This is a genomic window from Paenibacillus sp. SAFN-054 (assembly GCF_051966755.1).
Lineage (GTDB): Bacteria > Bacillota > Bacilli > Paenibacillales > Paenibacillaceae > Paenibacillus_AQ.
This window is the reverse complement of the sequence record NZ_JBQCKS010000002.1, coordinates 322,567-336,049: the sequence shown is the minus strand read 5'-3', so window position 1 is coordinate 336,049 and position 13,483 is coordinate 322,567. Positions and strand designations below refer to the sequence as shown.

The 13,483-nt window shown below is 50.9% G+C and carries 11 protein-coding genes; all 11 read left to right on the top strand.

Annotation, left to right across the window (positions count from 1 at the left end; translation table 11 throughout):
• Positions 1–379 precede the first annotated feature (379 nt).
• The 11 genes from thrS (at position 380) to aroF (ending at position 13,411) form a co-directional block, all read left to right on the top strand.
• The gene (gene thrS / locus ACTHPM_RS12940) at positions 380–2,320 is read left to right on the top strand and encodes a threonine--tRNA ligase (protein ID WP_440395955.1); all 1,941 of its coding nucleotides are present in this window, start codon (positions 380–382) and stop codon (positions 2,318–2,320) included.
• 217 nt (positions 2,321–2,537) lie between these two features.
• Positions 2,538–3,338, top strand: a complete 801-nt coding sequence (locus tag ACTHPM_RS12935) for a 3D domain-containing protein (protein ID WP_440395956.1) — start codon at positions 2,538–2,540, stop codon at positions 3,336–3,338.
• 188 nt (positions 3,339–3,526) lie between these two features.
• Positions 3,527–3,697 carry a hypothetical protein gene (locus ACTHPM_RS12930; RefSeq protein ID WP_440395957.1) on the top strand — a complete coding sequence of 57 codons (171 nt, stop codon included), beginning with the start codon at positions 3,527–3,529 and terminating at the stop codon, positions 3,695–3,697.
• 219 nt (positions 3,698–3,916) lie between these two features.
• Positions 3,917–4,996, top strand: a complete 1,080-nt coding sequence (gene liaF, locus ACTHPM_RS12925) for a cell wall-active antibiotics response protein LiaF (protein ID WP_440395958.1) — start codon at positions 3,917–3,919, stop codon at positions 4,994–4,996.
• 4 nt (positions 4,997–5,000) lie between these two features.
• Positions 5,001–6,062 carry a histidine kinase gene (locus ACTHPM_RS12920; protein ID WP_440395959.1) on the top strand — a complete coding sequence of 354 codons (1,062 nt, stop codon included), beginning with the start codon at positions 5,001–5,003 and terminating at the stop codon, positions 6,060–6,062.
• Complete coding sequence (locus tag ACTHPM_RS12915) at positions 6,059–6,715, top strand: response regulator (protein ID WP_440395960.1); 657 nt, start codon at positions 6,059–6,061, stop codon at positions 6,713–6,715. The genes ACTHPM_RS12920 and ACTHPM_RS12915 overlap by 4 nt, the downstream gene beginning before the upstream one ends.
• Positions 6,716–7,079: 364 nt before the next feature.
• Positions 7,080–8,720, top strand: a complete 1,641-nt coding sequence (locus ACTHPM_RS12910; protein WP_440395961.1) for a S1C family serine protease — start codon at positions 7,080–7,082, stop codon at positions 8,718–8,720.
• 149 nt (positions 8,721–8,869) lie between these two features.
• The gene (locus ACTHPM_RS12905; protein WP_440395962.1) at positions 8,870–9,559 is read left to right on the top strand and encodes a response regulator transcription factor; all 690 of its coding nucleotides are present in this window, start codon (positions 8,870–8,872) and stop codon (positions 9,557–9,559) included.
• A gap of 2 nt (positions 9,560–9,561) precedes the next feature.
• A complete protein-coding gene (locus ACTHPM_RS12900; RefSeq protein WP_440395964.1) occupies positions 9,562–11,025 on the top strand; it encodes a sensor histidine kinase in 1,464 nt (487 codons plus the stop codon).
• Between the two features lie 56 nt (positions 11,026–11,081).
• Positions 11,082–12,026 (top strand): 4-hydroxy-3-methylbut-2-enyl diphosphate reductase, encoded by a 945-nt coding sequence (locus ACTHPM_RS12895; protein WP_440395965.1) that lies wholly within the window; start codon positions 11,082–11,084, stop codon positions 12,024–12,026.
• A 332-nt stretch (positions 12,027–12,358) separates the two neighbouring features.
• Positions 12,359–13,411 (top strand): 3-deoxy-7-phosphoheptulonate synthase, encoded by a 1,053-nt coding sequence (gene aroF, locus ACTHPM_RS12890; protein ID WP_440396249.1) that lies wholly within the window; start codon positions 12,359–12,361, stop codon positions 13,409–13,411.
• Positions 13,412–13,483 lie beyond the last annotated feature (72 nt).

Sequence of the window (13,483 nt, the reverse complement as noted above, 5' to 3'; positions counted from 1 at the left end):
ACTGCGGATGGGCAGGGACTTATAATTACTCATAATTCGATAAAAGCTTCGACAAAGACATGGGCCCAAGAGATGGACGGTGCAGAGAGAGGAAACGGCGGCTGAAATTTCCTTCCGTGATTCCGGCTTTGGTCTACCCCTTTGTAGCTGCGGTGATGAACGTTTTCCCTGATAAGGAGGAAGCCAGTAAGGACCGCCGGGTCATTCCGTTATCAGATGCTGATGAAGGATAATGCCATTTTTCGGAAATGGATCATTATCAAATTTGGGTGGAACCACGGGTGCAAACACTCGTCCCTTGCAGGAGGGATGAGTGTTTTTTTGTTTTCTTTTTTGGAAAATGCCGCTAAAGGTTTGATCATTTGAAGGAGGAATTTTTGTGTCAGTAAGTATCAAGCTTCCGGACGGCTCCGTTCGGGAATATGCAGAAGGAAGTACCATTGAGGATGTCGCCGCTTCGATCAGCAGCGGTTTGAAAAAAAATGCCGCAGCCGGCAAAATGGACGGGATTGTCGTGGACTTGTCCACGCCATTGAAGGACGGCTCCCTGATTGAAATCGTAACGCTGGATTCGCCGGATGGCCTGGAAGTGATGCGTCACAGCACGGCTCACTTGATGGCGCAAGCGGTTAAACGCCTGTTCGGTGCCAAAGAGGTGAAGCTTGGTGTAGGTCCGGTCATTGAAGGCGGATTCTACTATGATATGGATCTTGAGCATCCGCTGAACCCGGAAGATCTGCAAAAGATCGAAAAGGAAATGGAACGCATCGTTGGCGAGAACCTGCCGATCGTACGCAAGGAAGTCAGCCGCCAGGAGGCTTTGAACGTATTCGGCGAGCTGGGCGATCCTTATAAGCTGGAATTGATCAATGCGCTTCCGGAAGACAGCATTATTACGATTTACGAGCAGGGCGAATTCTTCGACCTCTGCCGCGGACCGCATCTGCCTTCCACAGGCAAAATCAAAGTGTTCAAGCTGATGAACGTGGCCGGCGCATACTGGCGCGGGGACAGCAAGAACAAAATGCTGCAGCGTATCTACGGAACCGCTTTTGCCAAAAAGGCGCAGCTGGACGAGCATTTGCACATGCTCGAAGAAGCCAAGAAACGCGATCACCGCAAGCTTGGCAAAGAGCTCGAAATTTTCACTTTCTCCCAGCTTGTGGGACAAGGCCTGCCGATGTGGCTGCCAAAAGGCGCGAAGCTGCGCCGCACGCTGGAACGCTATATTGTGGACCTGGAAGAGAGCCTCGGCTACCAGCATGTATACACACCGGTGCTTGGCAACGTAGAGCTGTACAAAACGTCCGGTCACTGGGAGCACTACCAAGAGGATATGTTCCCGAAAATGGAGCTTGATAACGAAGAACTCGTGCTTCGTCCGATGAACTGTCCGCATCATATGATGGTGTACAAGAGCTCCATGCACAGCTACCGCGATCTGCCGATCCGTATTGCCGAGCTTGGCATGCAGCATCGTTACGAGATGTCCGGCGCATTGACCGGCCTGCATCGCGTACGTGCGATGACGCTGAATGATTCCCATATTTTCTGCCGTCCGGATCAGATCAAGGAAGAGTTCCTGCGCGTCATTCAGTTGATCACGAAGGTGTATGAAGACTTCGGCATCCACGATTTCCGTTTCCGTCTGTCTTACCGCGATCCGGAGGATACCGAGAAATATTTCCCGAACGACGAGATGTGGGAAATGTCCCAGCGCATGCTGCGCGAGGTTGTCGAAGAAACGGGCATTCCATTCTTCGAAGCGGAAGGCGAAGCCGCGTTCTACGGTCCTAAGCTGGACGTGCAGATTCGCACGGCGCTTGGCAAGGAAGAAACGCTCTCGACCGTTCAGCTCGACTTCCTGCTGCCTGAACGCTTCGAGCTTGAATATGTGGGCGACGACGGCCAAAAACACCGTCCGGTGGTCATTCACCGCGGTATCTTGGGCACGATGGAACGCTTTACGGCCTTCCTGCTTGAGAACTTTGCGGGAGCACTGCCGCTGTGGCTGTCTCCGGTACAAGTCAAAGTCATTCCGGTATCGACTGCATTCGAAAGCTATGCGAAGCAGGTGTCCGAACAGTTGCAGCTTAGCGGTGTAGCCGTGGATGCCGATCTGCGCAACGAGAAGCTGGGATACAAAATCCGCGAAGGACAGCTGGAGAAAATCCCTTATATGTTCATCGTCGGCGAGAACGAAATGAACGCGAATTCCGTTTCCATCCGCAAGCGCGGAGAAGGAGACCTGGGTGCAATGCCTCTGTCCGAGGCGGTATCCATGCTGAAGGAGCAGATCGTGAACCGCGTGATTTTCTAAAGCATATGTCTCAATAAGATTCAGAAACATGATTTGATTAACAAAAAAAGCGAAGTAGCGGAGGGGACGGAATCGTTCTGAAGAAGCGATCGGAAGACGATCCGTAACCGCAGCTGTCTTTGAAGGAATCCATCCTCTGCCGTGAACTCATGTTCACAAAACATGTATAATTGCCGAATCATCTGGACATCCTCGCTAGTAAGGGGGAGGATTTCAAATGATTAAAGGTACAACATGGCAGAGGATTTTGTTATGCATGCTTTTGTTTGGGCTGCTCGCGGACATGCCAAACCTGTATGCGGGTTCGTTCTCAATGACGCCCGGCTATACGGTGGACAGCACCGGCACCAACTCGATGATCTCGACCAACGACTACTATCTTAAACCATTCAAATATGCAGCCCAGCCGGAAATGTTCAAAATCGTGGACATAAACAAGAAGAAAACCGAGCAGTTTGCCGCGGTCACTCAAAATGAGTTCATGCCTAAATTCACTTCGAAGGCATTGCCGGCGCTGGTCAAACCGGAAACGAAGGTCGCTCCGGCCGCTCCGAAACGGGGTGCGGTCGCCGTAACCGCTCCAAAGCAGGAGCAGATTATCCACACAATGAAAGTCATGGCTACCGGCTATACCGCCGGGTATGAGTCGACAGGGAAGAATCCGACGCATCCGCAGTACGGAATTACGTATTCAGGCGTCAAGGTTCGCCGGGACAAAAACACCATCTCGACCATCGCGGCCGATCCGCGCGTATTTCCACTCGGGACCATCCTGTACATTCCTGAGTATGGTTATGCCATTGTTGCGGATGTGGGGTCAGCGATCAAAGGACGGAAAATAGACCTGTATTTCGCTACGACCAAGCAGGTTTACAAAGAGTGGGGCAAGAAGGAAGTGGAGGTTCAGGTCATTAAACGCGGCAACGGAAAATGCAGCGAGAAGATGCTGAACGCTTTGGGCAAAGCCATCCAGACATACAAATCACTTCCTGCATCTTTACTTGAAGAAGCCGTCTAGCTTGAAGAACAAGCCTTTTCCCTCTGTAATCGAGGGGAGAGGCTTTTTTTGTGGAATTGAACCTGGCGAGCCGCTAGCCTGCATAAATTTTACGAAGCGTCACATACTACGGACTGGGGAAAAGAATCACGCCCCTGGGCTGCCTTAACGCCGCTATGAGCATATAAGAAACAGGGAGGTGAATCCAGATGAAAAAGCAAAAAATTCAAGATAACTACCAAACGCCTAACGAAAAGTTCGATGAGGAATTTGCTCTAGAGGACTCTTCCCAAACAAGTCAAACGAGCCAAACGGCTCAAAACAGCAACTACAAAACACCGGATGAGAAGTTTGACGAGGAATTCAAAGAAAAGAACTAATCTCCGGAAACATACGTTTTGAACAAGAAGCATCCGCTCGGTATGAGCGGGTGCTTTTTGCTTGCTGTAAATGTTATCCAGGCGCCTCGGTCTGGAGACCGAGCATAACATCATTCCCGCGCCGCTATCCGTTATGCAGCAGATGTTGTACACTGATATCAAATCACGAAAGCAGATTATTTTCCGAGATGAAGTTTAACGGATAAGGGGACATGAAACATGAAGAGACGATGGTTGGACCGGCTGTTCGGCGGCGTCGTGCTGATCGGGATCGGCGTTATATTTCTGCTCAACCAGCTTGAAGTCATCGATGTCAGTCTCGGTTATGTCATCGGCCAATACTGGCCAGTCATACTGATTATTTTGGGGCTGAAGGAATTGTTGAAGGGAAGAAAGTCTTTTATCGGTGGGGCGGTTCTGCTGCTCATCGGGACTTACTTTCTGGGAAGGAACGAAGGGTGGATATGGCTTACGCCAGGCAGCTTTTTCAAAATCTTCATTCCGGCATTGCTGATTATCGCGGGTCTATATGTCATATTCAAGCCGAATGACCCTCATACGCCGCCGAATAAGCCGCACAGGGACAACGAGCCCGCATTTACTCCCGAACCGCCGGAGCCGGAGGATTTGACCGCCAAATCCACGCTCGATCAGCAGTTTGAGGAAAAATTCGGCATACCTTATACGGAGCGCGAGCGCAAAGAAGCGGAACGTAAAAGCTTCAGCATGGGTGGCGATGACGACGATGATCTGGATCCGGATGAACTGGACGATGATGTGAAGGATCGTTACAAGCATTATAAAAAGAGATACAAGGAACAGAAGAAGCATCACCAGCATATCCGGCAGCAGATGAGACATGAAAGACGCCACGATCATGCTGCATGGGATGAGCATCACGAATCGCACCGGGACGGCGAAAAGATCAACCGCTCGGCTTTTATCGGCGATATTCATCTGGGCCGGGATTATTTTGAATTGAAACCGACGAACCTTTCCCAATTTATTGGGGATACCGTGCTCGATCTGACCAATGCCCATATTCCGTTCGGGGAAACGAAGATCAACATTTCGGCTTTTATCGGGGACATTAAGGTATATGTGCCTGAGGATACGGATCTGGGCATCTCGGTCAACTCCAGCTCCTTTATCGGCGATATGTCGGTTCTGAACGAGGCGCGGAGCGGGTTCATGAGCAGCTTCCAGACGAAGACGCCTTTTTATAAGGAAGCGCGGAAAAAGATACGCATTAACATCAGCGCGTTTATCGGCGACATTAAAGTGAACAAAGTAGGTTGAGCGGATGCGGAATATTCTGAAAAACACAAAATGGGTGCTTTTGTTTTATTTTCTCCTGACCGGACTCTTGATGAGCGCGGTTCTGTATATCGGGGCGGACAGCGGATATCTGGTCGTCAAAGGAACCTGGGTTTGGGTCTACACAAGCCTGGGCTTCCTGCTGTTATCCATCGTGATCGGTTACATGGCCGGGCAGCGGATCCAGCGCAGAATTGATATTCTGGAGTACAACATGCTGCAGGTAGCCAAAGGGAATTTGGCGGTGCGGATCGAGGAATCCGATGACCCCACCTTTACGCGGCTTTATCACGAGTTCAACAATCTGATGGAAGCGATGGAAAAGAAAATGATGCTGCTGCAGCGGATGGGCGAGCAGGAGGTCGTAGAGAAGGAAAAGGCGGCGGAGCGGGCTGTGCTCGAGGAGCGTCGGCGCATGGCCCGGGATTTGCACGATACCGTGAGCCAGCAGCTGTTCGCCATCCATATGTCCGCCTCTTCCCTTCCCAAGGTGCTGGAGCGGAATGCGGAGCAGGGGCAGGTCGTCATGACCCAGCTGATCTCGATGTCGCAGATGGCCCAAAAGCAGATGAGGGCTCTGATCGCCCAGCTGCGGCCGGTAGAGCTTGAGGGCAAGAACCTGGCCGAGGCTCTTGAGATGTGGTTTCCGGATTACTGCCGCCAAAACGGCCTGAAGGGCATGAAGGAAGTCGAGCTGCAGGGGCAACTGTCGGAAGCGATCGAGCATCAGCTGTTTTTGATCATACAAGAGGCGATGGCCAACATCGTCAAGCATGCGAATGCGCGTCTCGTCAGCATGTCTCTCCGGGAGGAGCAGCGGCAGGTCGTGCTCAGCATCAGCGATGATGGACAGGGCTTTAACGAGGTCCCGCACAAGACAGGATCCTATGGGTTGTCGACAATGCAGGAACGTGCGGAAAAATTAGGCGGCAAAGTGGAAATCATCAGCCGACAAGGATCCGGAACGACGATTCGCGTACATATACCGAAGTTTGTGGAAGAAGCGGCCGGCATGGAACATCAGATGGGAGAGGAAGAGGAAGAATGACCGATATCATAAAAGTAATGATTGTCGATGATCATGAGATGGTGCGGATGGGGCTCAAAACGTATTTGATGCTGGATCCCTCCATTGAAGTGGTGGGGGAGGCGGATAACGGCTCCAAGGTCGTGGAGTGGCTGCGAAATGCAGCGCCGGAGCATTTTCCCGATTTGATCCTAATGGATCTGATGATGCCGGTGATGAACGGCGTAGAGACGACGAGAGCGGTCCTGGCGGAGTACCCATCAATGAAAATCGTCATTCTGACCAGCTTTCTGGAGGACGATCTGGTCGTGGACGCGGTCGAGGCCGGTGCGGTCAGCTATGTGCTGAAGACCGTGTCGGCAGATGAGCTGATTTATGCCCTGCAGGGAGCTAACCGCGGCATGCCCGTCATGACGGGCGACGTATCGCAGGCGCTTACGCGCGGCATCCGCCAGCGCACCGTACAAGGCGATTCCTCCGGCATGACCGAGCGGGAGAAGGAAGTGCTGCTGCTGATTGCCGAGGGCAAAAGCAACAAGGATATCGCAGAGGAGCTGCATATCAGCATCAAAACCGTGAAGACGCATGTCAGCAACCTGCTGATGAAATGCGAGCTGGAGGACCGTACGCAGCTGGCCATTTATGCGCATCGGAAGGGATGGGTGCAGTCCTAGAGGACTGCGCTTTTTTTGTTTTCTTTTAGAAATCAGAATTGAGAAGCTTCACTGAGGAACTTACCTGATTTCGCAAGAAAAACTTCATCTAAACGCGGTCTGGCTTCTGAGGATTTTCGTCGATAAACGGTTTTTTCTTTAGAAATCAGAAATGAGATGCATCGCTGATGAGCCCACCTGATTTCGCAAGAAAACCTTCCTCTAAATGCGGTCTGGCTTCTGTGCTATTTCATCGATAATTGTGTTTTCTTATCTCCTTTTTAATTGTTTTTAATCTGCTATTAAGGTTTATAGTACATGATATAAACAGTTAAACAGTTCCCATACGGAAATAATATAAATGAGGGTATAGGAGGCATAACACATGGACGAAAGAAACAGATCCGGTCAACCGGAAGATGAATTCGAAAACGACACAACCAAACGTCAGCAGTCTTCTGAATCGGGTACTTCATCATACTACTATTCCTACGGACCGTTCCAATCGATCGGTAAGGAAAATGCCGAGCAGCGCGGAGTGGAAAGCCATAAACAGGAGGACGTCGAAATCACGCCGCCGAATCCGGTAAGGCCGCTTCCGTCCGTTAATCCTTATTACTCTTCCACCGATTCCGGCAATGCAGGCAGAAACAGCGGAGGAACAGGAGGAGGCGGCAACTGGCAGTTCAACCAAAAGCAGCAGCCGAAAACCTCTGTTAAAGCGATCCTGATTTCTTTTCTGGCTGGCGTCGTAGTGGTTGGCGCATTGATGTTCACTTCGGACCGAATGAATCTTTTTACGCCGGATACGGCGATGTCATCGGTCGAACAGCCTAGCACCACCGTATCGGCTGCACCGGAAACGGGCAGCAGCGGCGGTACGACATCGAACACGTCGCTTCCTTTGAGCAAGCCAACGGATGTATCCGGTGTCGTGCAGGAAGCAGGACCTGCGGTCGTTAAGATCGAAACGCTCGTGAAGCAAAGCAACCGCAGCTCCCAATCCCAATCCAATCCGTTCTTGAATGACCCGTTCTCGTATTTCTTTGGAAATCAGAACGGAGACGGAAGCGATTATTATGGAAACCAATCGAACGAAGGATCCCAATCACAGTCTCAAAATCAAAATCAATCCAAATTGATTCCTTACGGCATCGGTTCCGGATTTATCTACAATAAAGAAGGTTACATTCTCACGAATGAGCATGTGGTTGAGAATGCCGATGTCATTCAGGTAACGATCGAAAATGACAGCAAAACTTACGAAGCCAAGCTTCTTGGCAAATCGAAGGATCTTGACCTCGCCGTTCTGAAAATCGAAGGCAAGGATTTCCCTGTCGTTCCTCTTGGGGATTCCAACAGCTTGAAGGTCGGCCAGCCCGTCGTTGCGATCGGTAACCCGCAAGGCTTCGATCATACCGTAACAAGCGGCGTACTGAGTGCCCGTGAACGTACCATTGACATCAATGAAGAAACAGGATCCGGAACGCGCAAATACCAGCATCTGCTGCAAACGGACGCCTCGATTAACCCCGGTAACTCAGGCGGTCCACTGCTGAACATGAACGGTGAAGTCATCGGCATGAACGTTGCGGTGAGCGCGGATTCCCAAGGCATTGGTTTTGCGATTCCGACCAGCACCATCAAGAACGTGGTGAGCAAGCTCGAAAATAATCAAGAGATCCCTAAAGATCCGGTTCCATTCATCGGCGCTGAATTGTTGACACTCACCAGTGAAGTGGCAAAAGAAATGGGAACGAACATAACGGAAGGCTGTGTGGTTACTGCCGTTACATTCAAATCCCCTGCCTATGAAGCCGATCTTCGTCCGTATGACATCATTACTGGCATTAATGGTACCAGCTTCAAAACCAACTCCGACCTGGTCGCTTCTATCCAAAAACAAAAGGTTGGCGATTCGGTAACATTGAATATTGTCCGCAATAACAAAAAGATGGATCTGAAAGTAACCATCGGTGACAAAAATAAATACAAAATTCCTTCTAGTACAACCGGTCAGGAATAACCAGAAGGAGATATCCACTTTAACAGCGGAAGGGAAGGTCCCTTCCGCTGTTGCTGTATAAAGATGCAAAGGCAAAAATTCACTGCTACAATAGAAGCAAAAGCATTGTTTGACAAAGCTTGAGTACTGGAACGAAGGAGCATTCAGATATGCGATCTAAAATATTGATTATTGACGACGACGACAAAATTATTTCCATGCTGCGCCGGGGGCTGGCATTTGAAGGGTATGATATCATTACCGCGAGTAACGGGGCGGAAGGGTTGAAAAGCGTGCTGAACAGCGAGCCGGATCTGGTCATCCTGGATGTCATGATGCCTCAGATAGACGGGTTCGAAGTATGCCGCCGCCTGCGCGAGGGAGGCATTCGCGTCCCGGTCCTGATGCTGACGGCAAAGGACGAGATCGAGCATCGGGTCAAAGGGCTGGATCTTGGAGCCGACGATTATCTGGTCAAGCCGTTTGCGCTGGAAGAACTGCTGGCCCGCGTGCGGGCGCTGCTCCGCCGCAAGCCTGGCCAGGAGGATGCAGAGGATCATCGGTTGACCTTTGAGGATATTGTCCTCGACGTTGATTCAAGAGAGGTGCTGCGCAGCGGCAAACGGCTCGAGCTGACGGCAAAGGAATTCGAGCTGCTGCACTTGTTCATGCAAAATCCGAAGCGGGTGCTGTCCCGCGACCTGATTATGGATAAAATTTGGGGATATGATTACAGCGGCGAATCCAACGTGCTTGAAGTCTATATCGCGATGCTGCGCCAAAAAACCGAGGAACATGGAGGCAGACGGCTGATTCAGACCATCCGGGGAGCGGGCTATATTTTGCGAGGTGACTCATAAACATGTCAATACGTCTCCGTCTAACGGCCTGGTATACCTGCATTCTGGCGGTTACGCTCATCTTGTTTGGGTCGGCGGTGTACGGAGTGGTTCATTATAATACGTACTCCGATTTGAAAAAGAAACTTATAAGTCAGCGTCAGCAAATCACTACGAATATTATTTTAGATTTGAACCAAGGTGGCAAAATTGATCTTGGACTAGACAGTAAAACAGATTTTCAGGCAGCTCAGATTTATGGACAAATCCATAATTACCAAAATGGCCTAAATTACATTTCAAGAAATATGGATCAACTTCAACTTCAGTCCGCATTTCCTGTACCTACTGTCAAAAATGCCACTGCCGCTAAACAATTTGTTACAATTTATTTGAATGGAGGCTCTTTTTTAGTTTATCAAGAGCCCTTACTAATTCAAAAACAAGTAATCGGTTTTTTGCAATTGGCCGTATTTACGGGGCATGAGCAAAATCTAATGAATTTGCTTCGGACGATTTTGATCATCAGCGGCACCATTATGGTCCTCATGGCGACGACCTTCGGGCTCTTCCTTGCCCGCAAATCCATGGCGCCGATCGGCAAGGTCATTGAAGCCGCGGGACAGATTCAGAACGGATCGGACCTTAGCGTGCGGATTGCCTACGACGGTCCGCAGGACGAGATCGGACAGCTGATCAACACGGTCAACAGCATGCTCGGCCGGATGGAGGGCTTTTATAAAAACCTCGAGGAATCCTATGCGGCGCAGCGCCGATTCGTGTCGGACGCTTCCCATGAGCTGCGTACGCCGCTCACCACCATCCGGGGGAATGTCGACTTGCTTCAAAAGATGTGGTCCAAAGACGTTTCGGACCGTCCGAACCTGGATGAGGAAACGCTGAATGCGATGTCTCTGGAAGCCGTCAGCGATATTGCAGACGAATCCAAGCGGATGAGCCGACTCGTTAGCGACATGCTGTCTCTGGCCCGCGCGGATACGGGTCGTACCTTTGAGAAGGAGCCCGTGCCTCTCGAGATTCTCGTGGAGGAAGTTGCGCGGAGGGCTCAAATGCTGCCGCGTCAGGCGGAATGGGTTACAGGGGACTTTTCCATCCTGAATGGTATTTATGTGAACGGCAATAAGGATTACATGCAGCAAATGCTGTTCATTTTTATTGAAAATGCGTTCAAATACACGCCTGAAGGGGAGGTTACCTTCGACGCCTTCATTTACCAAAATCAAGTGGGTCTTCGCATCAGCGATACCGGAATAGGCATGGACAAGGAGGAAGTGCCTCATATCTTCGAACGCTTCTACCGTGCGGATCAATCCCGCGGCATGACCGAGGGCATCGGGCTTGGCCTGTCCATCGCAAAATGGATTATCGATGAATTGCAGGGTTCCGTCGAAGTGGTCACCACACAGGGAGAAGGGACGACCTTCGTCATCTGGCTGCCGATTGTCTTTCCGACGCCCCTCGAATAGGGTATAATAAGGAGTCGATAGCTTTTTAAGCATGAGGAAAGCAGGTGAAGTCAGCAATGGAAGTCATTAAAATATCACCGCGCGGATACTGTTACGGCGTTGTGGATGCCATGGTGCTCGCGCGCCAGGCAGCGCAAAACCTCGATCTCCCGCGGCCTATATATATACTGGGCATGATTGTGCATAACAGTCACGTCACGAATTCATTTGAGGATGAGGGCATCATCACGCTGGACGGTGCGAATCGTTTGGATATCCTTGACCAGGTTGAGAAGGGGACGGTTATCTTTACGGCGCACGGAGTCTCTCCCGAGGTCCGCAAAATCGCCCGCGATAAAGGTCTGACAACGGTTGACGCGACCTGTCCGGACGTGACGAAAACGCATGATCTGATTCGCGAGAAAGTAGCGGACGGATACGAAGTGATTTATATCGGTAAAAAAGGCCATCCCGAGCCGGAAGGCGCGATTGGCATTGCCCCGGATCACGTGCATCTCATCGAGAAGGAAGAGGAGATCGCAGATCTCCAGGTCAACGCTTCGCGAATTATCATTACGAACCAGACGACCATGAGCCAATGGGATATCAAGCATATTGTTAAGCGTCTGCTTGAGCTGTATCCTTGGGCAGAGGTTCACAACGAAATCTGTCTTGCGACGCAGGTGCGGCAGGAAGCGGTAGCGGAGCAGGCCGGCCAAGCCGATCTGGTGATCGTCGTCGGCGATCCTCGGAGCAACAACTCCAACCGATTGGCTCAGGTATCCGAAGAAATTGCGAATGTCAAAGCCTACCGGATCGCGGATATTACCGAGCTTAAGCGGGAGTGGCTGGAAGGCATTGAGAAGGTAGCTGTAACTTCAGGTGCATCGACGCCGACGCCGATCACGAAAGAGGTTATCAACTACCTGGAGCAGTACGATCCGGGCAACCCGGAGACTTGGGAAATCAAGCGGACCGTGAACATGCAGAAGCTGCTGCCTCCGGTCAAAGCCAAAAAATAATCGTTAACGAAGCAGGCTTCCCGTGTATGGGAGGACTGCTTTTTTTGTTATGCTGCTTATTTCAACTAATTGTCTGCTCCGGGGTCATGGCTGGGTCGGATCGATTTTAGAGATGCAGGTTTATTGCCGGAATTCCTCCCTGGTAAAGACTTAGTGTTGACGAAGGAAGGTAAATACGTTATAGTTGCTTTAGTGATTAAAAGCTTAAAAGCTAAAACGCGTCTAAGTAAATTAGTGATGAGATAAATGTAATAGCCTATCGCTAGCTTTTAAATTAAAATATCAAGGCTGCGCAGCAGGCTCTGCGCTTCAATACGAAAGGAATGGTATTCATGATCGTTATTACGTCCAACACGACTCCGGAAGAACAAATTCAGGATATCGTACGTGTCATAGAGAAAAGCGGACTGCAGGCATCCATTTCCAGAGGTTCGGATCGCACCGTCATCGGCTTAGTCGGACAGGTGGATCCAATGATTGCAGAGCATCTGCGGCAGATGAAAGGCGTTGAAAATGTAGTGAAGATTACAAAATCATACAAATTGGCAAGCCGTGACTTCCATCCGGAAAATACGGTTATCGATATTAAAGGCGTGAAAATCGGCGGTGAAGAGCTGGTAGTCATGGGCGGTCCTTGTGCCGTCGAATCTCCAGCGCAAATCGATGAAATCGCGGCACTGGTCAAGGCGGCAGGCGGACAGGTGCTCCGCGGCGGAGCATTCAAGCCCCGCACGGGGCCTTACAGCTTCCAAGGCGTAGGCGTGGAAGGCTTGATCATGATGGCCGAAGCCGGCCAAAAACATGGCCTTCTGACGATCACCGAAGTCATGACACCCGAGTACGTGGATATTTGCGCGGAGTACGCCGATATTCTCCAGGTCGGCACGCGCAACATGCAGAACTTTGACCTGCTCCGCAAACTGGGAACCTGCGGCAAGCCAGTGCTTTTGAAACGCGGCTTTAGCGCTACGTACGACGAGCTCTTGAACGCTGCCGAATACATCCTGGCCGGGGGCAACCCGAATGTCATGCTGTGCGAGCGCGGAATCCGGACATTCGAGAGCTATACCCGCAACACCCTTGATCTGTCCGCGATCCCTGTATTGCAGCAGCTGAGCCACCTGCCGGTGATTTCCGACCCAAGCCATGGCACGGGCCGCCGCGAGCTGGTAGAGCCGATGTCCAAGGCGTCTGTTGCTGCCGGAGCCAATGGCCTGATCATCGAAATGCATACCGATCCGGACAACTCGATGACCGGTGATGGAGTACAGTCTCTGTTCCCGGACCAGTTTGCGGCATTATTGAAGGACCTGGAGAAGCTGGCACCGCTAGTCGGCCGTACATTCCATACCGAGAAAGCACCAGCTGAAGCGTTTGTTGTTTGATTCGTTTATTCATAACCAAACCATATAATGGGCCTGCCATACGGGATCAACCGTTCGGCAGGCTGTTTGTTA